Below are 22,090 nucleotides of genomic sequence, written 5' to 3' on the forward strand. Positions count from 1 at the left end.
TCTAACGAAGGAAAACGGGAATTTTTACTGTGCAAATTGCCCCTACAGAAAGTCAGAAAAGAGAATTATTGCGCCTTGCCCGCAAGACCATCAGTGAAGGCTGTACCCGGAGCCTGCCACCGAAACCATTACCGGAAGAAGACCTGGCAGATTTCTTTCTGCAACAGGCCGCCAGCTTTGTAACACTGCAAAAGCGCGAGGAACTGCGGGGCTGTATCGGTTCAACCCAGGCTTACCGGACTCTGTTGGATGATGTGATTCACAATGCCTTCGCCAGCGCATTCCGAGACCCACGGTTTCCCCCGGTGACGGAAAGTGAGCTGACCGATATCAACATTGAAGTTTCCGTACTGACCCCTCAGGAACGCATGGACATTGCTGATGAGAAAGACCTTTTGCAGCAGCTGAATCCCGGCATCGACGGACTATTGATTCGCAACCCTCAATACAGCGCAACCTTCTTACCGCAGGTGTGGAAACAGCTGCCTGCCCCCCGGCAGTTTCTGGCCCATTTGAAAAGCAAAGCCGGTATGACTCCGGGGTTGTGGCCTGATGATATGGAGTGCTTTCGTTATCAGTGTATTAAGTTCAAAGAGAGGCGGCACTGAAGCAAGTAAATGGTTTCAATGAGTTTGACGTGTACAATCTCCGTTCACCCTGAGCGGAGTCGAAGGGTGCTTGGCACGATCTATCAGAGTCCGGAGTTTCCGCCTATAGGCCCTATGGGTCCTTCGATACTTCGACAAGCTCAGCACTCAGGACGAACGGAGTGCGGAGGCACGATAACCCGTCAAACTCATTGAAACCATGTACCAGGAGGCTGACAGAAAATAGACTGCCCGATGACCATGAGCTTTTAAGAGCACGCTTTTAATGAACCGCTCTTCTCTTAATAAAGAGCAAAGAGCGGCAATTCGATCAAACCACTTCAAACAGAAAGTGATTTTTCTTACCCAGTTTCACCAGGAAGAACCGATCATACATGGCACCCCGGGCTGCAAAGCATTCTGGCAGGTTCATATTATCTGCCGAGCCACGAGCGACACCATTAAAGAATACCGCGTTATTAGCCAGCGCATCTTTAACCTGCTTGCCTGATTTCACCATGCCGACTTCTGCAAACAGCTGCGTCATAGCCTGGCCTTCCAGCCCGCTGTGCTCGATGGTGGCACTGGGCAGGCCATCCTGCTTCAGCTGTTCCATATCGGTTTCTGACAGCTGGGTAATGTCCCCGGAAAACAGTGCTTCGGTGATGCACTCCGCCGCCTTGAGACCTTCCTCACCATGCACCAGGCGGGTAGCTTCACGGGCAAGAATTCTCTGGGCTTCCGGCCTGCCCTGACGCTCAGCATCCGCTTGCTCAATGGCCTCAATCTCTTCCATGCTCAGGAAGGTGAAGAACTTCAGGAAACGATACACATCGGCATCAGCGGTGTTCATCCAGAACTGGTAAAAGGCATATTGGGAGGTCTTTCGGGAGTCCAGCCAGACCGCACCGCCTTCTGTTTTACCAAACTTGGTGCCATCGGACTTGGTAATCAATGGTACCGTTAACCCAAAGGTACGGGCCTTATTCTGACGGCGGGCCAGGTCAATACCGCCAACAATATTACCCCACTGGTCACTGCCACCAATCTGCAGGGTACAGTCATAACGGCGGTTCAGCTCGGCAAAGTCCATGCCCTGCAGCAGGGCGTAGGAGAACTCGGTAAAGGAGATACCGGAGCCTTCCCGGTTCAGCCGTTGCTGTACCGACTCCTTGTTGATCATGGCATTCACCGCAAAGTGTTTGCCAATATCTCTCAGAAAGTCCAGAACATTGAGGTCGCCGGTCCAATCCAGATTATTGGCCACAACGGCGGAGTTTTCGCCGCAATCGAAGTCGATAAACTGACTCACCTGCCCCTTGATTTTCTCAACCCAGCCCGCCACAACATCCGGGGTATTCAGTTGACGTTCAGCCGCCTTGAAGCTTGGGTCACCAATCAGGCCGGTGGCCCCACCCACCAGGGCAATGGGTTTATGACCCGCCTGCTGGAAACGCTTGAGCACCAGCAATGGCACCAGATGGCCAAGATGGAGACTGTCAGCCGTAGGATCGAAACCACAATAGAGCACCCGGGGCTGTTCGCTCAGATGAGTGTCCAGTTCCTCAACCGCAGTGGTCTGCGCGATAAGCTGGCGGGCCTGAAGATCTTTCAGCAACGGGTTTTGACTATCGGACATTTGCCTTTTCCTGCGACGATTCGATGATTCAACCGGATTACTGCGGTGGATGCCAGGGGCTCTGACATCAAATCAAGCAACAACTCCCTGCTCCGGTGGACAGGAAACAATCAATAAAAAATCAAGCCGCCCAAAATACAACAAAACCGTGCCGGAACAAATGCCTGACCTCTAAATAAGGTAAATTTCAGTCTATTTTTCTTACCAGGCCTTTACTTGATCAGACTGGAACTTACGTTAATTCCTAACTGTCGAATCAATCCAGAGTGCCTGCGAATGTCTGATACATTGGCTGATTCATGCCCCGTAACGAATCTGTCCAATCGGGCACTGTTTGATATTTCTGCTAAATCTCCGCAATACCGGCACCATCATAGCGGGAGGAAAAGTCTTGGATTTGCCACAACCACTGTCGACACCAACAGCTTCAACCTACTCTGCTGCTCTACCGGCAACATCCGCTGCCTCCCAGGAAAAAGAACCTTCGTACAAATCTGGGCAGACGGGTTCAAATTTTTCCGCAGGTGATGCTGCCTGGGTGGTAATGCGATCCCTGTCAACAGCCGCCGAGTGTCTGAATTTTGCCTGCAGAAAAGTGGCCGTCCTGTCCAGTGTTTGTTTGGGTGGTTTTACCGGGCTGCTGCAATATGCCCATGAGAACCTGGGGGATAGAACGGTTCAAAAGGTACCAGTGGCAGAAAATAGCAGAATTGAACAACAACTCACTGGTGATAAACAGCCTGGAGATAAAGCACAGCAAGCGGCTTATCTCCAGAATCCCCCGGTGGAAGAGTACGTCAGGCAAGGTGCCAACAAGTGGAAGCACTATATGGAGTCCGGCACTTCACCGGATTCTGAATACACCTGGATGTACCTTGCCGGTATGGTCATATCCATAACCCTCTCCATATCTGTGCTGGGTATAGTGGGTACAATGCTTCTGCATACGCCGCACTGGCTGTTTAAGGCAGAACCTTATATCCATCTCAATACACCAACGCCCCCCTCGCCTCAATCACCCTTCCAGGCGGCTGCAACTCTGCCTTCTGACCATCCGGATAGGCAATCCCCAGCCCTTGATCCGGCAGCGGATAGCCGACCTCTTGATAACCCGGCCAGCCATCCCCCTGTCGAACTACCGCCAACCGCCGTAACCTCAAGCCAGAGTCCCCCATCATCGCCAGCAGTAGAAACAAGCCATAATAGCCAAGGCTCCCAACAGCAACCTGAACCCGAAAACCAACACCGCACAGCTTCACTACATGAGCCACTGACCAATGCTCAAACCACTCAGCAGTCAGCCACCTGTCCTGCACCCTTTCCACATTCGGAACAGCAACCCTTACTACAAACAAGCCCGCACTCACCTATTAACTCACCCACGGGCGATCGCATGCCAACATCCGTTTCAGTGCATAAACTCTGACGATGAACAGCCCTGCATTTTCATTCCGCCTTGGAAAGACAAACCACAAGGCAATAGAATGATTCGTGATAATCAAGACACTAATGAAAAAACAGGATAATTGGCCTTGTATTGACGTACCTTTTCTGACGGATATGTTTTACGATATTTTTTACCGTTATAATTTACTGATCACCACACTGAAGACAGCGTTAAAATCTTAATGAATAAAGCCATCCCGAGGGGCGCAACACGGATCAACCAGCGCCTGAAACAGTTCCCCAGGCGACACTTGCTGCTGGCAAGTACCATCGCTGCCAGCGTCATGGGATTGATGGCTCTTCTACCTTCTGGTGACGTAGAAGCCAGGCGCAATGAAATCCCGATGTCCATTGACGCATTCCAGCCTCAGGAAGCCAACACTGAGCTGACCAGCAGCCCCACAATTCCCGAATCTTCCCCATTTGTCAGCAATCAGAACGCTGATCAATCAGAAACAGCTATCAAAGAAGCAGAACAGGAAGCAGAAGCCAGGGCTCTGGCAAAAGCCGCCTACGACCTGGAGCAAAAACTGGGAAAATGGCACAGTGTCACCATTAAATCTGGTGATAATTTATCGGTGTTGTTTAATAGCCAGGGATTAAATGCCAGTGTTGTTTACCAGGTTGCCAACACCCCCAAATATGGCGAAACACTGGCCAGCATACGTCCGGGGGAATCCCTGGAGTTCCGGATTAATCAGGAAGGAACCCTGACCCAGCTGCGCTACGTCAAGTCCAGGCTGGAAAGCATTTTCTTTAACAGGGAAGACGATGGCTACCGGGCAGAACAGGTAACCCTGTCACCGGAAATCCACCCCACCTATGCCAGCGGCATTATTGAAAGCTCTCTCTTCCTTGCCAGCCAGAAAGCAGGCCTGTCCCAGAATCTGACCATGGAGCTGGCCGGCATTTTTGGCTGGGATATCGATTTTGTTCAGGATATCCGCAGTGGTGACAGCTTTAATCTGCTCTTTGAAGAGAAGTACCTGGAAGGGGAAAAACTGGGCGATGGCAATATTCTGGTAGCCAGCTTCACCAACCAGGGAGAGACCTATACCGCCATCCGTTATACCGACAGCAACGGCGATACCAACTACTATACCCCGGACGGAAAAAGCATGAAGAAGGCGTTTCTCCGCACTCCGGTGGATTTTACCCGTATCAGTTCAAGATTTAACCCCAACCGTCTGCACCCGGTGTTCAAGACCAAACGCCCTCACCGGGGGGTCGATTATGCCGCCCCGATGAATACCCCGATTAAAGCCGCAGGCGATGGCCGTGTGCAGTTCTCCGGCTGGCAGAATGGTTTTGGCAATGTGGTATTTATTCAGCACCCGAATAATGTGGTGACTGTGTATGCCCATGCCAATAAACTGGCCGGTCTGAAAAAAGGCCAGAGAGTTCGTCAGGGCCAGACCATAGCCTATGTGGGCAAAACCGGCTGGGCCACCGGGCCTCACCTGCATTATGAGTTTCGTGTGAATGGCGTGCACAGAAACCCGATGACGGTTAAGCTCCCGGATGCAGCCCCTATCGCCAAAAACGAAATGGCTAACTTCCGGAAAAAATCCGAACTGATGATAGCCAGGCTTGAGAAGCACAGGGAAACGCTGCTGGCCACGCAGTAGCCCTGCAAGTGATTGAAAAAACCGTAATGTGGGCACGTAAGGCGCAAAGCCATCTGGCTGTTTATTTTGCGCTTCACTGTCTTTGTCGTTAACCATAATGTCCCGATAAACCTTCCTTTCAGAGGCGAACCATGTCTGATATCTATATAGGGCTTATGTCAGGTACCAGCCTGGACGCCATGGATGCTGCCGCTGTTCACTTTGCTGGAAAGAGTCCAACCCTCCTGGCCCACCACAGTACTGAGTGGCCCACTGAGCTGAAGCAAAAAATTCAACAGCTCTGCCAGCCAGGTCATGATGAAATTCGTTTGCTGGCGGAAGTGGACCCGGCCATTGCTTATGTCGCTGCAGAAACGGTCAATGCGCTGCTGAACAAAGCAGGACTGAGTGCTGATCAAATCAAGGCCATTGGCAGTCATGGCCAGACCATCAGACACCTACCCGAGTCAGGCTACACCCTGCAGATCGGTGACCCTAATATCCTGGCAGAGCAGACCGGCATTACCGTTATTGCCGACTTCAGACGCCGGGATATGGCCGCCGGTGGTCAGGGAGCCCCACTGGTACCCGCCTTTCACCGTGCGGTTTTTACCAGCGAAACCGGCCACCGGGTAATCGTCAACATTGGCGGTATCAGCAATATATCGATCTTGCCCGCTGACAACGGTGAGCAAAAACCGGTAACCGGCTTTGATACCGGCCCCGGGAACCTTTTAATGGACTATTGGTGCCAACAGCAATGGGGGCAACCTTATGATAAGGATGGCTTTCATGCTGCCCGGGAGCCCTATGACCCGATCCTGCTGGAAACCATGTTAAGCGATCCCTTTTTCCGGTTACCCGCTCCCAAAAGTACCGGCCGGGAACTGTTCAACCCGGCCTGGCTCAACGCAATGCTCGAAGGCTTTCGTGGGCTGTCCCCTTCCACCATACAGGCAACCCTCTGTCGCTTAACCGCTCGTTGCATTGCCGATGCCATACAGCAACATGCCCCCGATACCGATGAAGTGTTTACCTGCGGCGGCGGTGCCAATAACAGCGCCCTGATGGCAATGCTGAAAGAAGAAATGCCCGGCATCAAGCTGGGATCAACCTCGGAGCTTGGTGTTGATCCTCAGTGGGTAGAAGCGATCGCCTTTGCCTGGTTAGCAAGACAGAATATGTTGCAGCTACCCGGCAACCTGCCTGCGGTTACCGGGGCATCGGGTTTGCGTTTGCTCGGTGGACGTTATTACCCGTGACAGCGGCAATGCATTACACGATGGCTTCTCCACAAACCGCTGTGCCCGCAGAGTCGACCGGAAATGTACTGATAACCTCCACCAGTGTCTGAACCAGCAGTTCTCTCTGTTCAGGAGTATCATCAGGGAATCTGCCAGTAACCATATTATTGATGGATTGCCTGATTCTGACTTCATCTCCGACTCCAACATTGTTGGCAAATGCCTTGAAATCCAGGTAACTCATTTTGGACACGTGCCGCTTAAAGGCCTGGCTTACCTCAGGCTCAAGGGACTCAAAGGCATTATCTTCAATAAATTGATACAGTCTGTCAGCATCATTCCCTGCACAGGGGTAGAATGCCGTCTCATCAAACGGTTCATCTGCTATCAGCAGGGCAGGTGAACCACTACGATTGGAAGACATATTCACCATATCGAGACTTTCTGATGGAAAAGCAGCAGGCACAGGCATAACCTCGGCTTCAACATTGACTAAACAGGGTAAAAATGGCTGAAATTCTTCCTCATCACTGTCATAGGAAAGTGGATATTCCACATTAACTGAAGAACCGGCATCCTGATTAACGCTTTCCACATCCCATGACCCGGCTTGCTGATAATCCGCTTTCAGCAGCAGGTCAGGCCTGGTATCGCGGTTGACTGATTCCCTTTGCCGAAGGGTTGAAATATCTTCCATGGAAATTTCAACGGACTTGCTGTTATTTATTTGATCTTTAGGGCCAGATTCTGAATCCAGAATTTTACTGCTCTGACTTTTATCCGTTTTTTTGGTATCACTGCCGGAACAAAAGCGTGTCAATAAAATACCTGCAACCCCCACAGTGATAAAAAATAATCCAGCGACGTATAATCCGCCAATACCGGAAGAGTCCTCATTATTCTGTGCTGAGGAAGCAGAGATAGCATCTTGTAATGATGCCGTAGTGTTTTTATTAAAGGCCAGATTTGAGGGAGGTGTTGAATTGTAATGGTTGCCAGTTGATGAAGAACTCTCATTCAAGCTAAAAATACCACTCCCGGCAGCGAGCAGAAGTGCCAGCCCCACAAGTGCCAGACAGGTTCCTCCACATATAGCCTCAAGGGTTTCATCCGTTTTTTTCCCCAGCAAGATTGCCTGACAACCGGGTTGGGTCACTTCTCTTTGCGATATGGCTTTACTGTGACTCTGGACTCCGGGTTCCTCGATCGGCTCAGTTCTGCAGTTAACAACGGCGTCTGAATCCTCCTTTACCACGGCCCCAGGGTGGTCGCATCAGATGCACCATAGTTCATATTTTTGCTCTACTCATGACTGCCAACATTGCAGATCGAATATTCTCAGACAATCCAGCGCGTATTTTAGGCAGGATTGATGAAAAGAAACCAAAATATGGAAAATTGACACAAAAGGCCACCGGCCTCACACGAAGCTTGTACCTTGTGCTGCTTCTGCAGCCTGAATTTAAACTCGCTGTTTAGTCAGGATAAAACTTCTCAAGTACCAGCTCGGTTCGATAGTCCTGATCTAACCCTGCCAGTTCAATCCGGCCTGACATACTCTCTTTCTCAAACCGGCTACTTTGTTTGTGTACATTAAAACACCACCGCCTTACAGTCGCAACGTTCTTTGCCGCTGTTCGCTCATGGATTTTAGAGGCATCTTCTTGAAAGCTGACATCCAGTGACAAGTGTTGTCCATTTTCTATACTCCAATGATTGCGTACTGCTGCCAGCACACTGGAGGCTGTCATCTCTCGGCTCTCTATATAAAAATGCAATTCAGTTGTTTGTTTTTTACCAACCAATCTGTCTCTCTGGATAACCGAAAACTGCTTAAGGCCAGGCCACTCATGCTTGGGGTCTATATCCTCAATGTCGTTAAAAACCCAACAACGCCGGTGTTCTTGACGCCCCCGATTTTTCTCCATCGATTCTGCAAAGGCTGGTTCGTCATCAGCAGGTTCCGGATCATCCGGGTGTTCTTCAATGTACTTTGAAAAATATGCTTCGATATTACTGCTCAGAGTCGGCTGATTGTCCTTGGCGCAGAGCAGGTAATCAGCTTTTTTATCAATGATTTTTTTGCAAATATTTTTCTGACACCCCATGGCATCACTGGTAATCAAGGCTCCTTCGAGAAAAAGCACATCGATAACTTCGGGAATGGCAGTAATCTCATTGGACTTCTTATCAACGGGGGTAAAACCTAATATAAGCTTAAGTTCTGAACTGTAAGCACTGACCATATGGACCAACTTCTTGCCTTTAGCTGGACGTGAGCCACGCAGAGCCTTGCCGTCAATAGCTATGACATTGTCGTTTTTTTCTGGATGAGGCCCCATTTTACGAGCATTTATCTCAGATATTGTGTCGCTTACCCAATCGATAAATAACTGCGTAAAAGCTTCTGGGTCAAGCAGCTTGCATACTGTTGCAATAGTGTGATGGGTAGGGAAGCCAAATTTATAAGGAAAAAACTGACGAAACCAGCGTCGGTTGTATTTAGCGAACCGCTCCATGCCTTGCCATGTGGTGTAACCACTCAAAATACTGACATAAACGATAAATAAGACTTCTGGAAGAGGGTATGTAACGTGTATATCGCTACGAGGCTCAGTTAGCGATTGAATCCTGACGACCATTGGTGTGTAGTTGGCCATTGTCGTACCTCTGGCTATACCGGAGGTATGTTAATAGTACATATGTGCACCTCATGCTACCGCCCTGACCACGGCCCTGGTTCCGGTAAAACCTTTAGATTCAATGGCGTCCTGAGAAGATGATGGCTTCAGTGTGCCATCAGCAGGATAAATAGCCTGCTGATACTGAACTTCATTACCTGAAGCTGTGCCTGTAATGCCCATAGTACTTTATTACCTGATTATCAGTATTTTTTTCATAAGATGAGAATCAAAACAATCCAAACAGCATTTAAGCAAATAATCTGCACAGAATCCTTTTGTTTCCTAATAAAAGAAAATAAAACAATACTTTTATAAAAATTATTAGTCATAAACTATAATTTAATATTTCAACAATTAGATAATTCCATAAACAAAGTTAACGTAGAATCAAATATCATTCTTGGTTATTCCCGATTACAGGATTTTCTAACAGCACATTTAATACCAACCAACAACTTCAATTCACAGTTTAAAGCTTCTGAATCGCCCGGTTCTGCTGGAATTGTGCCCTTCTCGCTTGCAGTGGCTCACGGGCAGTCGGGAACAGCTAAGGTTTCCAAAGAGTTTTACATCGTTATTGCTGATATCCATATCAATCATTTATGCATTTTTGACATAAATAGTAAGCGACTTGTGTCAGGAGGGAACTTTTATAAAGTATGAGAGGTCTTAAGCTTTAATTCAATATCTCAATAATTCAAAAATTCAATGTACATATCCGATTTTGACTCAATTTTCATTTCTGACTACTCATGGTTACAGGAGTTTCTGGATGCACACTCAATACCAAATGATCCTTTAGATTCACAGCCAAGTATGGCTGGCCACTCTATACAGACACCTGACTCATTCTATGATGGGTATTTAAATCAGGATGTAATAAATCTGGACACACTACCGGCTCCACATTCACTGAGTGATTTTTCAATTTCTCATTTACCATCCACAACAAAATTTGAGCAAATAACCCATAAGTTGTCTCCGGAAAATTCATTAGCTGTTTTTTCTCAGCCACCATCACGTCCAGTTGTTCAAGTTGATCCATTAAATAAAGACCCACAAGAGCAAGTTACAATTGAAACCAGTCAGTTTAAAGCACATGAATCGTCCGGTTCTGATGAACCTCGGCTCCTCACGCTCGCTGTACCTCACGAGCAATCCGGGAAAATCAAGGCTGCCAAAGCCCGGGCACAGTCCGAGAAAAAGAAGGATTGCCGGAAGGCTTACGAGCAGTCCGAGAAAGGGAAGGCTGTCAAGAAGACTTACCAGCAGTCCGAGAGAGGGAAGGCTGTCAAGAGGACTTACCAGCAGTCCGAGAAAGGGATGGCTGTCACGAAGACTTACCAGCAGTCCGAGAAAGGGAAGGCTACCAAGAGGGCTTACGGACAGACCGAGCAACGGAAGGCTTATATTAAGGCTTACTACAAAGTTCTCAGGAATACCGGTGATAAAGAACAAGCAAAAATCGCTGGTAAGCAAGCTGCCGCCTTTGTAAGGAATAAAGCAAAAAATAATGGGCTTGAATCTACCTCTATGCCCCAAAAGAGGTAGAAGAGACCGTTACACTGACTACGAAATACTCGCTTACGGCATGAGATGAGTCTTTACCGGGCAGGAGTCGAACCTGCTTTCAACGAATGATTTCAGCTCATGGAGCCTCACACATCCTTGGGCTTAGCCTGTCGCGAAGGAACATTTATAAAGAGAAGTGATCAGTGATCCAAAGTATTATTGAATAATTCAGTCATCCCATGTTGAGCAATAACAATAATTTACGACAAATCTGTTTTTGCGGCCTCCTTGGCCTGGCTCCTGTCGCCCATACTCAGGCCAATGATCAATCACGCCCTGCCGTTTATCAACAAATTCCTGTTTCTTTAGCTTCCCCTCAGCCAAACAATTTAACTAACGGATCGGAAAGGTTATCCAGCCGCAATCCAGTGGCAAAAGACTCAAAGAGCAAAAAATTTACATGTAGCCGGAAAGGGTGTGGTGAAACATTCAGATTTGATATTGCACGTTGCCTACACGAGAGATCGGTTCATCTGATTACAAAAAACTATAAATGCCACGTATGTAAAAAACGGTTTACTCAAAAAGCTGGTTTAGAAAGACATGCCTCTGTCCACTCTGGGGTTAAACCATATCTTTGCCTGATATGCGTTAAATCTTTTTCTCAATCTTCTAACTTATATACTCATATAAAAAACTGCCATCAGATTCAGCCTGTAAATCATGATAACTGGGTTAAAATTGAGGAACATGGGTAAGTAGTTCAGTCAGGGCCAGACCATGAAAAACTGTTGGTATACACTGATCACCTGCTGCCTGGTTTTGTTTTCCCTGCAAACCAGTGCGCACCATGAGCCGAATATAAGCAGTCCTGTAGTAATCAAACCTGAGCCATGGAGCCCTCATACCTTACTGGTATTTGGGGACAGCCTCTCAGACAGTCATGGTGATGATTTTCATACACCTGATTCAGCGCTTTCTACCTTCAATCTGCTGAAAACCCTGAGGGGGGATTTCAACCCGATGGTCGAAGAGCCCCCCATTGATCTGAGCCAGTTCTTCTCCCGCGCCAGCAGCATCCGGAATATTAAACAAACATTTGCACTCTACCGGATAGAACTTCAGGCAGAAAAACGTGAACAAAGCTTTATCCGGCAGCTAATGACCGGGTTGGAAGAGCATGCGGTGAACCAGCTGGAATCACTGCTGACGAACATACTGGCAGGCCTTGAATACATGGAACAGAAGCTGGACAGTCCCCTGCTCGGGGCGGTACAACGCACCACCCGCTTTCTCCGCACTATTCAGCATTCCTATATTGCCCGTCAGATGCCTTCCATCAAAAGTATCAGCAGACTTCTGGCCAATAAGACCGAGGCCCTGGGTGAAATTATCAGGGCAGACCTGTTCTCTATGATTCCTGCCGTGGCTGAAGAGACCTTACTGTCAACCACCAGCCAGTTTGCAGACCAGATCCCTCTCCTGCCGGACAGCCAGCACTACGAAAAAGGGAAGTGGACCACCGGCAGAGAGATGGATTTGATGTGGCCCGAGGTGCTGGTCAGAATGATGTCATACCCGAATCAGCACAAAGTGAACCTTGATAACCGGGCCATGGCAGGCAGCTGGATACTCTGTGCTGAAAGTAAGCTGGGCAGACCCGGTGCCTTCCTGAGTTCTGTGGAGGGGGTCATGGATGCTGTTGTCACGCTCTTTCAGGGCAGCCTTATACCCCCTTGTGAGGGTCTGATTGTTCAGTCCTATCTGAGTGAGCGCAATGGCAAGGTCGGTAAAGACACTTCCAGCCCACTGATCCTGCCGGACACCCTGGTGGTCTTTTTTAATGGCGGTAATGATTTCCTGAATAACTGGCAGGAACCTGACGATATTGCCCAGGAACAGGCACAGGATATTTACAATGTGCTGCAAGCAGGTGCTCAGCGGGTTATCGTGTTTTCACTGCCCGATATCACTTCCACGCCCAGGTTTCTTAACGCCCCCGAACGACAGAAGTTGCATGAAAAATGGCGGGTATACAATGCCAGCCTGAGTATGAGAATCAACCTGCTAAGGGAATCATTTCCTCAGCACTCTGGTTATCGTGTCATGAAAATTGATGGTGAAGAAGTGTTTGAAGTTCTGCGACAAGATCCTCAATGGGATTTTGTGCACCCTATTCTGAATATTCCGATACCGGGTATAGATGACGATGGAGAGGTTGAAATAGATCGCCGGGCCCTTATTGCACAAAAGCGAAAAGAGGCTGAACAGCAGCGCAACATTTTTACCCGGGAACTGCTAAACAATGCGGCATTTGATGACAGCTGGCACCCCGTCTGCAATCATTTGTCTCAGATAGCTCCGGGAAAAACAGCATTTTACAGCGACAGTGTGCATCCGAGTGCAGAGGCCCATTATGCCATTGCAGAACAAGTGTGTCAGATCCTGGAAGACCGGTTTAACATTCCCTGCGATACCAGCAACTACCCTGAGGCACTGGCCATAAAAGAGGCACAACATCGCAAACATCCATTGGTTTTAAGTAATTAAGTAGCTGGCCATATGGAATCACATATTTCTGGCTACTTGGGCAGGTGCTATCCGAGGCACAACGGAGGGAGCATAGCCGTAGCTATGTGACCGGAGTTGTAACGAAGCACGACTGCATGGATGCAGGAGCTAGAGCAACGCAGGAGCAGTTGCCGGGAGTGCCTGAACAAGGAGTCACAAATATATGATTTCATATGGTTAGCTACTTAATGCCAGGAGGCTGAAAACGACTGCCCTGACAATCAGGGCAGATAAAACCGACATTACTCGACTTGACATTTATTTTTCATGGGCTTTTATAGTGGCATTGTGCGAGTTGATCAAGACTATCTGGTTACAAAATGCGAGCATGTCAAGGTAATCCCCAATTTGATGAATACAGTAGTAGATCAATTAGCAGGCCGGGGACCCAGCGTCAGAATGATGTCGGTACATGGCATACTAATTTAGTTTCCGTAGAAGAAAATGTAGCCCACTCTATTCAAGCCTTACCTGAGGGTGGCAAGCAGGCACCAGCAACAACATCAGCAAAAAAGCCATTAGAAGACAGGCAAATATCACCAGGTTTTCAGGTAACACATTCCCCGGATGGGAACGCTGCAAGGTGTCCGGTTACCCCTGTCTTTGTTGAATCAAAGGGGCAGAGGTACAAGCTGATGCAACTGCCCGACTTCGTTAAACTGCGTGACTTCGCCGGGAGCCAGGATGGCAAGTGGACAAAAGTCTATGAGGATAGCCAGAAAGCTATTCTCGTGGAGTCCAGGCCAGAGGATCTGAAGCCTGGTGAGAAAGGCACCGGATTCAACATTGTCCGTGCAACTGTCCAGTGGGACGATATTAATCCCGAAACACTGTTCAACACACTGCATGATGCAGACTACCGCAAAACCTGGGACAAGAAGATGGTTGAGGGGCGCGACATCTGTCAGCTGGATTACCGGAATGACATTGGATATTACGCAGTGCAACCCCCTTGGCCGATCTCGAAACGTGATTTCTGCAACATGCGCTCCTGGATGGAGTTTACCAACGGTGAGTATATCATTATGAACCACAGCGTGGACCATGCAGACTGTCCTGAGCGGGAAGGATTTGTAAGGGCTCGCTCATTTATCACTGGGTATTACATGATACCGACCCATTTTGGCGGGACTAAACTGATATTTATCTCGCACTCTGATCCAAAGGGTTCCATACCGGCGTGGCTGGTTAACAACCTCTTGGGCAAGGTGATTCCTGACACGATTACTAACTTGCATGATTGTGCCCTGAAATACGACACCTGGGCTTCAGAGAACCATGGCTCTGATACAAAATATAAATGGCGTACACCAAAGATCGACTGGAACGACTTTACCCGGGAAGTCCAGGATAATTATGATGACTGATCCTTATGAGTGCGTTCGTGTCTTCTCAGATTTTGCTTCGTGATATATCCCCTATCGCAACCCCCAAACTCACATGGAAATGGATAAGCTTTTCTTCGCCCGGCTTACGTTTGATGCCAGGGTCATAAGGCTTGTCTTGAGCTATTACCTGTCGGTTAAAAGATGCTGAGGCCGATGCTGTTTGCCCGATGGCCTTAGCCAATAAAAATTGAGCGATAGCTTCAATTTTTGAACCTGATCCGGAAGCTTTGACATACCTTGAATTCATATTATTTTAGATTTAGCTCCATGGCAAAACTCTTACCGAATTCAAGAACTCTCATTTAAATGACTACGTTCATGTAATTTCATCTTGTTCTTTGTGATAAATCTCCTGCCACAATCCACAAACTCACATTTAAATGGCTTATAGCCCGTATGAATGCGTCGGTGTACTTGCAGATTTTGACTCGTGGTAAACTTCTTATTGCAGTCCACATACTCACATTTATATGGCCTCTCCCCCGTATGAATGCGTCGGTGTACTTGCAGATTTTGACTCGTGGTAAACTTCTTATTGCAATCCACATACTCACATTCATATGGTCTCTCCCCCGTATGCATGCGTTGGTGTCTTTTTAGATCAGACTTCCTGGCAAACGCTTTTCTGCAACCCTCAGAATCACATTCATACGGCCAATGCCCCGTATGAATGAATTGGTGTGCTTTTAGATCATAATTCCTGGCAAATGTTTTTCTGCAACCCGCAAAATCACATTTAAACGGCTTCAGCCCCACATGAGTACGTTGGTGTACTTGCAGATTATTGCTTCGAGTAAATGTTTTACCACAACCATCCCATCTACATCGATAAGTTTTTCTTTCTTTTAATGGCAGGGCTACTTTACTGGGTGGCTGGTACTCCTGTTCACTGGTCTGCAAGTTTTGCCCATAACATTCAACCAAGGGGTAAAACTCGTAGCGTTGACTGTTCTGACCCGATCCTGAAAACTGTTGACCCTGTCTGCCAGAAACCGGGTTTGCAAGGGTGGTTAATGTGCATCTTTTCTCGCTGAAGTCTTGAGTGACACGCTTTTCTTCGCCGGGCTGACGTTTTAAGCCAGGGTAATAAGGCTTGTCTTGAGTTCTTACCTGTCGGTTAAAAGATGTTGAAACCGATGCTGTTTGCCCGGAACTGGCCTTAGTTGCTAAAAATGGAGCGATAACTTCAACTTTCGAACCGGGCTGGTTAGCCGTGACATTAACTGAATTCATGAATTTGTCATCTTTTTTGATTGATACTTGAATTATGACATATTCATGGTTGTATGGTTGCAGGATGCTTCATCCGGAATATGGATAAATCATCCGACTCAGGAGGCTGCATTGAAAAGTAATGACGCCCGCTTTTGCATGCATCATTACGTCCCATCAAGACAATTTTCAGGCGTGCATTTCCGGATTAAATAAGCTGACCATTGGCGGATATCTGAACATCAATGTTGCCACGGACGGCATTAGAGTATGGACACACCTGATGTGCAACCCGAACCAGTTCCAAAGACTGCTCCCGGGGTAAATCCAGGTTTACTGTCAGACTGACAGTAAGTGCAAAGCCACCACTGGCATTCGGGCCAATGCCCACTTCGGATGTGACCGGGGCAGCTTGCAAAGCTACCTTGCTTTCACGGGCAACATGAAGAATGGCGTTTGAGAAGCAGGCAGCGTAACCCGCGGCAAACAGCTGCTCAGGATTCGTCGCCGCACCAGTACCACCCATTTCTTTTGGGTAGGACAGCTCCAGATTTAACATACCATCGTCTGTTTTTACCTGTCCGTTACGACCAGCCAGAGCAGTTGCCTGAGTTTTATAGATAGAAGTCATGGTAATATCCTTTGCTATTTATATTGTGAACAACTTAATTGCTGACAATATTTTATCTGAAAAAGAGCGAAAGACAAGTATATTGTGTGCAATTTATTTTATGGGTGCGGCTGATGGCTCTTTGTGAACAGAAAACTCAACTCTCTGCGGAAGAGCACATGTTGCTGGATCATCAGGTGTGTTTTCCGCTTTATAGTGCATCAAATGCCGTGGTTCGGACTTATCGTCCATTACTGGATAAGCTGGATCTGACGTATGCCCAATATCTGGTGATGATGGTGTTGTGGGAAAATGATGGCATCAGTGTAAAGGATATTGGCGCAAGACTGCATCTGGATTCTGGCACATTATCCCCTCTTTTGAAGCGGCTGGAGGGCAAGGGCCTGGTCGAACGTGGACGCAGTGAGCAGGACGAACGCGTGCGCGTGTTAAAACTGACTGAGGAAGGAACCGGATTAAAAAAAGAGGCGTTGCAGGTGCCTGCTCAAATGAAATGTAAAATCCAGCTTGACCTTGATGAATTAATCACTTTAAAAAAGCTGTGCGAAAAAATAGTTGCAACGCTGTAGAACATTAATGCAAAAAAGGCCTGACACCCCTGCAATGCACACTCTCTGCCCGGGAAAGACATACCAGTGCCTTCAGGATGTGACACAACCGTTAAACACTGTGCCGTCGACTCAATGTCTGGCGGGCAACGTCGTTGCCGGGATTATTAGATAACCTGACGTTATTATCCTGATCGTTGGTTTCCAACCACTGATTGATTGAGGCTGCTGTGGGAGTAACGGTGTGATTATCTGCACCCGGGAACAACGCATTCAAACCATTGGTAACATTTCGCACACCATCGACAACCGCCAATAATGAATGGTGAATTGAATACCCACATAAGTAACCCAGGCCTGCGCCAACCGCACTGGAAGCAGCCAACGCCACCAATCCTGGATCCTGGACTTTTTTAATGCAAATAAGAAACCCTGCGAACACCCCATAGCCTGTAAGTGCTTTTACCAGGTTAGGTGTTTCAGCTTGCTGCCCGGAAGTAGCAGGCGTATAAGAAATGCTTATGTTCATTATTCTTTTCCTCAGGATCACGAAAGTCTCAGAGTAGCACAAGAGACAGACTGTCATTAATTTGGAGGCATTGTCGGCACTGATTACCAGGGTAAAGGTACCGGTCAGGCATTGATCCACTTTGGCCTGCGTACATTAAAAGACAATGGCACAGAGTTGGTATTCACCTATGGTGATCCTGATTACTACTGTCGAACAGGTTTTGCGCCTGTCAGTGAAACCGTGATCAAAGCACCACTGCCGTTGTCCCATCCGGAAGGTTGGTTAGGCCAGTCGCTGGTTAGTAAGGAGATTGAGCCAATCGCTGGCAAACCACACTGTGTCGAGGCGATGAATAAGCCGGACATCTGGTAATCAAGTAACAGGGTAGTCAATGTCTGCCGCTGTCAAGAATGATGTAATACGATCGTGCAAAATAATCATGGTATTAGGCACAGCATCAGCATCACGGATGATTTTCTCCACGGCATAAGCCGTTTCAACATTCTCAGGCCAGGGCTTGCGAAACCTCAGGGCTGATATCCAGGAGGCTGACCGAGAATAGCGCCCGTAGCGAGGATGGCAGAAAATTGAGGATAAAAAGTCGGAAATTTTTAGTGAATAGTGGTTCTATTTGCTAAAAATTTCCGACTTTTTAGACCAATTTGCTGCCACCGCAGTAGGGCAGTCTATTCTCGGTCAGCCTCCCAGGCATGGTGACAACATGCCTGGCCTCCAAAACTTTCACAAAAGTGCTTTGGCAACATTAGCAGCGAATAATGGCTGAAATACTTTTCCGGGGGACATCAAAAGCCCCCCCTACTCGCCTGAAACTGGCTGGTTATGCCTTCAATTGCACAAATCCGGCCCTGATCACGGCTTCAGGAAATCCGATAATTTTCAACTAAAATAAGGATTTACCATAAGGAAATAGCATTTTTTCATCTTTGTCGGGAACTTGTTACTGATAAAGCGTTCCAAATAAGTAAGGGGGCATAAGTCAGCAGAGCCGTTTCACTTTCATATTGAGAGGAGAATGTATGATGCAGAAAAATTTAGCCCCTCAAATACTGATTGCCCTGATACTGGGAATGGCCACTGGTATCATTATCCAGTTGGCTGCCTCTCCCGAAGGTATTATCCAGAAATATCTGGTCAGTGGCCTCTTTCATGCCGTTGGTGTGATGTTTGTGGCAATGATTAAAATGCTGGTTGTCCCCCTTATTTTTGTCTCCATTGCCCACGCTGTGTGCAGCATTAACGACATCACCCAAGTCGGTAGACTGGGGGTTAAAACCTTTGGCATCTATCTGGGCAATACATTTTTTGCCATCCTGTCAGCCATTGTTATCACATTGATGGTGGCACCGGGTACCGGAGCCAATCTTGGCCACGTTGACCAACTGGTTCGCTCTGGCCAGTCTGAACTCCCTTCACTGCTGAATATGATTATTAACGTGGTACCAGTGAACCCCTTTCAGGCGTTGGTAGAAGGCAATATTCTGCAAATCCTGTTTATGGCAATCATTACCGGGGTTGCCATAAAGAAGCTGGAAAACCACGAAACCCACAGTGTCAGCAATGCTATTTCACTGGCCAACAGCGTGATGATGAAACTGATTGGCATGGTCATGAGTATGGCTCCCATCGGGGTTTTCTTTCTGACCGCCAAACTGGCTGCCACATTAAACGGCAGCAGCATTTTAAGTGTGCTGTCCTATGTGCTGACCTGCCTGCTCATTATGTGCCTCTGGCTGTTTGTTATTTATCCGGTGCTGATCGGGCTGGTGATTAAACGTTCCCCTCTGGTGTTTATCCGTCACACCCGTGAACAGGTCATTTTTGCCCTCTCTACTGCCAGCTCTAACGCTTCGATCCCCATTACCTATCAGACACTGATCGAAAAGTTCCAGGTCCCAGCACATATCGCCGGCTTCACGGTTCCCCTGGGAGCCACCATTAATATGTCCGGTTCTGCTATCTATATGAGCGTTGCCGCCCTGTTTGTGGCCAACGCCTGGCATATTGACCTGAGCCTTCTGGAAATGGGCACCATGGGCTTCACCACCTTCCTTCTGGCCGTTGCTACTGGCGGTATACCCGGCGGTGCAGCAGTCTCCACCGGAGTACTGTTACACACCATGGGGCTACCCGTTGAAGCCATGGCGATTATTCTGGCGACTGACCGGATTACCGATGCCGGCTGCACGGTCACCAATGTTGTTGGCAACACGGTTGCCGGCATTCTCTGCTCAGTGGGCGAAGCCCACCCTGAAGCCGACGAAGATAGCTCAACAGTCAGTGAGAGAGCTGCCATCGATGCTGATGCGTTACCGGGCAAACCTGATGTTTGTTAGAACACATTTTTTCCACGGAATATGATGAATACTGGTCTTATGTTTAATAATGAACGTCCATTAAAGACAAGGACGATAAACTGGTATAATCTGCCGGATATTTAATAATTGGGTATGGAGCATGCATAGATTTCACGGCCTGTACGGTATTACCGATAGTCAACTGCAACCCGATGACAGAATACTGTTCGAAACGGTAGAGCAGGCTCTGATGGGCGGTATGAAAATCCTGCAATACCGCGATAAAAGCCTCGACTCCGGTAAAAGACTGCGACAGGCCGGAGCATTGAAGGTTCTCTGCCATCAATACCAGGCCATGCTGATCATCAACGATGACATTGAGCTGGCCCTTGATGTGGAAGCCGATGGCGTTCACCTTGGCCAGCAGGATGACAGTATTGCCGATGCCAGAGCCCGGCTGGGTGATTATGCCATTATCGGCATCAGCTGCGAGGGCTCTCTGGAAAAGGCAAAAGCGGCTGCTGAACAGGGAGCCAACTATATTGCCTTTGGCAAGTTTTTCCCCTCCCGAACCAAACCCGATGCTAAAAATGCCGAGCTTGCCATTCTGACCCGGGCACGGGAAATGTTTGACCTGCCCATCGTCGCCATTGGCGGCATTACCACGGACAATGCTTCTGAGGTGATTTCTGCCGGTGCTGATATGGTTGCCGTCGTTAATAACCTGTTTGCGGCACAGAATATCCGGGATCGGGCCCGGAATTTTATAGCTCTGTTTAACGATACACAGCGTAAAGCTGTTTAACCTTCCACAGTTGCACAATAAAGAATAGCGGCCAAAACCCCGGGGTTAAGCCGCACAGCCTATGTTAAGGAATTGCCACCATGTCTCGTTCTGAACAACTTTTTGACGATGCCCAGACGGTCATCCCCGGGGGAGTAAACTCACCGGTCAGAGCATTTAAAGGAGTTGGCGGCAAGCCCATCTTTTTTAAAAAAGCCCGTGGCGCGCATCTTTATGATGTGGACGGCAGGGAATACATTGACTACATCGGCTCCTGGGGCCCCATGATCCTCGGCCACAACCACCCGGATGTGATCGCTGCCGTGCGTGATCAGGCCCTGGCTGGCATGAGCTTTGGTGCACCCACGGAGCTGGAAACCCGACTCGCCAAGATGGTACGGGCGATGGTGCCCTCCATGGAGCTGCTGCGCATGGTCAACTCCGGCACTGAAGCAACCATGAGCGCCATTCGTCTGGCCCGGGGCTTTACCGGTCGTGACCGAATCATCAAGTTTGAAGGCTGCTACCACGGCCACTCCGACTCACTGCTGGTAAAAGCCGGTTCCGGTGCCCTGACCCTGGGTGTGCCCAATTCACCGGGAGTGCCCGCTGCACTGGCGGAAAAAACCATTACCCTGACCTACAACAACCTTGCCGAGGTGGAAGAAACCTTCCAGCAGGTTGGTGATGAAATTGCCTGTATCATCATTGAACCGGTGGCTGGCAACATGAACTGTATTCCACCCGTTCCCGGTTTTCTGGAAGGCTTGCGCAAGCTGTGTGATGAATACGGCACTGTCCTTATATTTGATGAAGTCATGACCGGTTTCCGGGTTGCACTGGGTGGTGCCCAGGCCTATTACGACGTAACGCCGGATCTGACGACACTGGGTAAAATTATTGGCGGTGGTCTGCCCGTGGGTGCTTTTGGTGGTCGCCGGGAGATTATGGAGCACCTGGCACCACTGGGCCCTGTTTACCAGGCCGGAACACTCTCTGGTAACCCGCTGGCCATGGCTGCCGGTCTGGCCACACTGGAAAATCTGTCTACCCACGGCTTTCATGAATCCCTGACGGAGAAAACCACGGTACTTCTGCAAGGTCTCAGAGAAAAAGCAGAAGCCGCCGGTATTCCTTTTACCACATCCCAGGTAGGCGGCATGTTTGGTCTATTTTTCACCGACCAGCATCATACCGACAATACCATAGACAGCTTCACCAAAGTGATGGCCTGTGACACCGGGCGCTATGCCAAATTCTTCCATGGCATGCTGGATAATGGCGTATACTTGGCACCCTCAGCATTTGAGGCTGGATTTATATCCATAGCCCATGGTCAGGCAGAGCTGGACGCTACATGGAGTGCGGCAGAGAAAGCATTCGCCCGATTATCCTGAGTCCGGAAGGCTGA

General features: G+C 48.5%; 21 protein-coding genes. 13 read left to right on the top strand and 8 right to left on the bottom strand.

The window, feature by feature from the left end:
* Window positions 1-29 precede the first annotated feature (29 nt).
* Complete coding sequence (gene amrA / locus ACO6UX_RS08110; protein WP_422446553.1) at window positions 30-608, top strand: AmmeMemoRadiSam system protein A; 579 nt, start codon at window positions 30-32, stop codon at window positions 606-608.
* Window positions 609-918: 310 nt separating this feature from the next.
* Here amrA and tyrS read toward each other — a convergent pair whose 3' ends face one another.
* On the bottom strand, window positions 919-2,226 hold the full coding sequence (gene tyrS / locus ACO6UX_RS08115) for a tyrosine--tRNA ligase (RefSeq protein WP_422446555.1): 1,308 nt from the start codon (window positions 2,224-2,226) through the stop codon (window positions 919-921).
* A gap of 391 nt (window positions 2,227-2,617) precedes the next feature.
* Here tyrS and ACO6UX_RS08120 point away from each other — a divergent pair, with 391 nt between their 5' ends.
* From ACO6UX_RS08120 to ACO6UX_RS08130, 3 genes are all read left to right on the top strand, one after another.
* Window positions 2,618-3,652, top strand: coding sequence for a hypothetical protein (locus ACO6UX_RS08120; RefSeq protein WP_422446557.1), 1,035 nt, complete (start codon window positions 2,618-2,620; stop codon window positions 3,650-3,652).
* Window positions 3,653-3,854: 202 nt separating this feature from the next.
* The gene (locus ACO6UX_RS08125) at window positions 3,855-5,300 is read left to right on the top strand and encodes an OapA family protein (protein WP_422446559.1); all 1,446 of its coding nucleotides are present in this window, start codon (window positions 3,855-3,857) and stop codon (window positions 5,298-5,300) included.
* Window positions 5,301-5,431: 131 nt separating this feature from the next.
* Entirely contained in the window at window positions 5,432-6,541 is a 1,110-nt protein-coding gene (locus tag ACO6UX_RS08130; RefSeq protein ID WP_422446561.1) for an anhydro-N-acetylmuramic acid kinase, read from the top strand.
* 13 nt (window positions 6,542-6,554) lie between these two features.
* On the opposite strand, the gene ACO6UX_RS08135 is transcribed toward ACO6UX_RS08130, so the two are convergent.
* From ACO6UX_RS08135 to ACO6UX_RS08145, 3 genes are all read right to left on the bottom strand, one after another.
* Window positions 6,555-7,652: a hypothetical protein gene (locus ACO6UX_RS08135; protein ID WP_422446563.1), complete on the bottom strand. Its 1,098-nt coding sequence runs from the start codon at window positions 7,650-7,652 to the stop codon at window positions 6,555-6,557.
* Window positions 7,653-7,998: 346 nt separating this feature from the next.
* A complete protein-coding gene (locus ACO6UX_RS08140) occupies window positions 7,999-9,183 on the bottom strand; it encodes an ISAs1 family transposase (protein ID WP_422445646.1) in 1,185 nt (394 codons plus the stop codon).
* A 51-nt stretch (window positions 9,184-9,234) separates the two neighbouring features.
* Window positions 9,235-9,387 carry a hypothetical protein gene (locus tag ACO6UX_RS08145; protein ID WP_422446565.1) on the bottom strand — a complete coding sequence of 51 codons (153 nt, stop codon included), beginning with the start codon at window positions 9,385-9,387 and terminating at the stop codon, window positions 9,235-9,237.
* Between the two features lie 795 nt (window positions 9,388-10,182).
* On the opposite strand from ACO6UX_RS08145, the gene ACO6UX_RS08150 reads away from it, so the two are divergent.
* The 4 genes from ACO6UX_RS08150 (at window position 10,183) to ACO6UX_RS08165 (ending at window position 14,657) form a co-directional block, all read left to right on the top strand.
* Window positions 10,183-10,758: a hypothetical protein gene (locus ACO6UX_RS08150; protein ID WP_422446567.1), complete on the top strand. Its 576-nt coding sequence runs from the start codon at window positions 10,183-10,185 to the stop codon at window positions 10,756-10,758.
* Window positions 10,759-10,958: 200 nt separating this feature from the next.
* Window positions 10,959-11,477 (top strand): C2H2-type zinc finger protein, encoded by a 519-nt coding sequence (locus tag ACO6UX_RS08155; protein ID WP_422446569.1) that lies wholly within the window; start codon window positions 10,959-10,961, stop codon window positions 11,475-11,477.
* Window positions 11,478-11,499: 22 nt separating this feature from the next.
* On the top strand, window positions 11,500-13,269 hold the full coding sequence (locus ACO6UX_RS08160; protein WP_422446571.1) for an SGNH/GDSL hydrolase family protein: 1,770 nt from the start codon (window positions 11,500-11,502) through the stop codon (window positions 13,267-13,269).
* 341 nt (window positions 13,270-13,610) lie between these two features.
* Window positions 13,611-14,657 (top strand): START domain-containing protein, encoded by a 1,047-nt coding sequence (locus ACO6UX_RS08165; protein WP_422446573.1) that lies wholly within the window; start codon window positions 13,611-13,613, stop codon window positions 14,655-14,657.
* Between the two features lie 25 nt (window positions 14,658-14,682).
* On the opposite strand, the gene ACO6UX_RS08170 is transcribed toward ACO6UX_RS08165, so the two are convergent.
* From ACO6UX_RS08170 to ACO6UX_RS08180, 3 genes are all read right to left on the bottom strand, one after another.
* Window positions 14,683-14,925, bottom strand: coding sequence for a hypothetical protein (locus ACO6UX_RS08170; RefSeq protein WP_422446575.1), 243 nt, complete (start codon window positions 14,923-14,925; stop codon window positions 14,683-14,685).
* 41 nt (window positions 14,926-14,966) lie between these two features.
* Window positions 14,967-15,911, bottom strand: coding sequence for a C2H2-type zinc finger protein (locus tag ACO6UX_RS08175; protein ID WP_422446577.1), 945 nt, complete (start codon window positions 15,909-15,911; stop codon window positions 14,967-14,969).
* Window positions 15,912-16,098: 187 nt separating this feature from the next.
* The gene (locus tag ACO6UX_RS08180) at window positions 16,099-16,521 is read right to left on the bottom strand and encodes an organic hydroperoxide resistance protein (protein WP_422446579.1); all 423 of its coding nucleotides are present in this window, start codon (window positions 16,519-16,521) and stop codon (window positions 16,099-16,101) included.
* Window positions 16,522-16,679: 158 nt separating this feature from the next.
* Here ACO6UX_RS08180 and ACO6UX_RS08185 point away from each other — a divergent pair, with 158 nt between their 5' ends.
* Entirely contained in the window at window positions 16,680-17,090 is a 411-nt protein-coding gene (locus tag ACO6UX_RS08185) for a MarR family winged helix-turn-helix transcriptional regulator (protein WP_422446581.1), read from the top strand.
* A 91-nt stretch (window positions 17,091-17,181) separates the two neighbouring features.
* Here the strand turns inward: ACO6UX_RS08185 and ACO6UX_RS08190 are convergent, their stop codons facing one another.
* Window positions 17,182-17,598, bottom strand: coding sequence for a hypothetical protein (locus ACO6UX_RS08190; protein ID WP_422446583.1), 417 nt, complete (start codon window positions 17,596-17,598; stop codon window positions 17,182-17,184).
* 111 nt (window positions 17,599-17,709) lie between these two features.
* On the opposite strand from ACO6UX_RS08190, the gene ACO6UX_RS08195 reads away from it, so the two are divergent.
* The 4 genes from ACO6UX_RS08195 (at window position 17,710) to hemL (ending at window position 22,076) form a co-directional block, all read left to right on the top strand.
* A complete protein-coding gene (locus ACO6UX_RS08195; protein WP_422446585.1) occupies window positions 17,710-17,952 on the top strand; it encodes a hypothetical protein in 243 nt (80 codons plus the stop codon).
* A gap of 665 nt (window positions 17,953-18,617) precedes the next feature.
* Window positions 18,618-19,934 carry a dicarboxylate/amino acid:cation symporter gene (locus tag ACO6UX_RS08200; protein ID WP_422446587.1) on the top strand — a complete coding sequence of 439 codons (1,317 nt, stop codon included), beginning with the start codon at window positions 18,618-18,620 and terminating at the stop codon, window positions 19,932-19,934.
* A gap of 121 nt (window positions 19,935-20,055) precedes the next feature.
* The gene (gene thiE / locus ACO6UX_RS08205; RefSeq protein ID WP_422446589.1) at window positions 20,056-20,700 is read left to right on the top strand and encodes a thiamine phosphate synthase; all 645 of its coding nucleotides are present in this window, start codon (window positions 20,056-20,058) and stop codon (window positions 20,698-20,700) included.
* Between the two features lie 80 nt (window positions 20,701-20,780).
* On the top strand, window positions 20,781-22,076 hold the full coding sequence (gene hemL, locus ACO6UX_RS08210; protein WP_422446591.1) for a glutamate-1-semialdehyde 2,1-aminomutase: 1,296 nt from the start codon (window positions 20,781-20,783) through the stop codon (window positions 22,074-22,076).
* The last annotated feature ends 14 nt before the right edge of the window (window positions 22,077-22,090 follow it).

Origin of the sequence: Endozoicomonas sp. ALB091 (assembly GCF_049310265.1) — a bacterium.
GTDB lineage: Bacteria > Pseudomonadota > Gammaproteobacteria > Pseudomonadales > Endozoicomonadaceae > Endozoicomonas.

Excerpts from the sequence above, each read along its gene's own strand:
- tyrS (WP_422446555.1), bottom strand. The coding sequence starts at position 2,226 with ATGTCCGATAGTCAAAACCCGTTGCTGAAAGATCTTCAGGCCCGCCAG.
- ACO6UX_RS08125 (WP_422446559.1), top strand. The coding sequence starts at position 3,855 with ATGAATAAAGCCATCCCGAGGGGCGCAACACGGATCAACCAGCGCCTG.
- ACO6UX_RS08130 (WP_422446561.1), top strand. The coding sequence starts at position 5,432 with ATGTCTGATATCTATATAGGGCTTATGTCAGGTACCAGCCTGGACGCC.
- ACO6UX_RS08140 (WP_422445646.1), bottom strand. The coding sequence starts at position 9,183 with ATGGCCAACTACACACCAATGGTCGTCAGGATTCAATCGCTAACTGAG.
- ACO6UX_RS08145 (WP_422446565.1), bottom strand. The coding sequence starts at position 9,387 with ATGGGCATTACAGGCACAGCTTCAGGTAATGAAGTTCAGTATCAGCAG.
- ACO6UX_RS08155 (WP_422446569.1), top strand. The coding sequence starts at position 10,959 with ATGTTGAGCAATAACAATAATTTACGACAAATCTGTTTTTGCGGCCTC.
- ACO6UX_RS08160 (WP_422446571.1), top strand. The coding sequence starts at position 11,500 with ATGAAAAACTGTTGGTATACACTGATCACCTGCTGCCTGGTTTTGTTT.
- ACO6UX_RS08165 (WP_422446573.1), top strand. The coding sequence starts at position 13,611 with ATGCGAGCATGTCAAGGTAATCCCCAATTTGATGAATACAGTAGTAGA.
- ACO6UX_RS08170 (WP_422446575.1), bottom strand. The coding sequence starts at position 14,925 with ATGAATTCAAGGTATGTCAAAGCTTCCGGATCAGGTTCAAAAATTGAA.
- ACO6UX_RS08175 (WP_422446577.1), bottom strand. The coding sequence starts at position 15,911 with ATGAATTCAGTTAATGTCACGGCTAACCAGCCCGGTTCGAAAGTTGAA.
- ACO6UX_RS08180 (WP_422446579.1), bottom strand. The coding sequence starts at position 16,521 with ATGACTTCTATCTATAAAACTCAGGCAACTGCTCTGGCTGGTCGTAAC.
- ACO6UX_RS08185 (WP_422446581.1), top strand. The coding sequence starts at position 16,680 with ATGTTGCTGGATCATCAGGTGTGTTTTCCGCTTTATAGTGCATCAAAT.
- ACO6UX_RS08190 (WP_422446583.1), bottom strand. The coding sequence starts at position 17,598 with ATGAACATAAGCATTTCTTATACGCCTGCTACTTCCGGGCAGCAAGCT.
- ACO6UX_RS08200 (WP_422446587.1), top strand. The coding sequence starts at position 18,618 with ATGATGCAGAAAAATTTAGCCCCTCAAATACTGATTGCCCTGATACTG.
- thiE (WP_422446589.1), top strand. The coding sequence starts at position 20,056 with ATGCATAGATTTCACGGCCTGTACGGTATTACCGATAGTCAACTGCAA.
- hemL (WP_422446591.1), top strand. The coding sequence starts at position 20,781 with ATGTCTCGTTCTGAACAACTTTTTGACGATGCCCAGACGGTCATCCCC.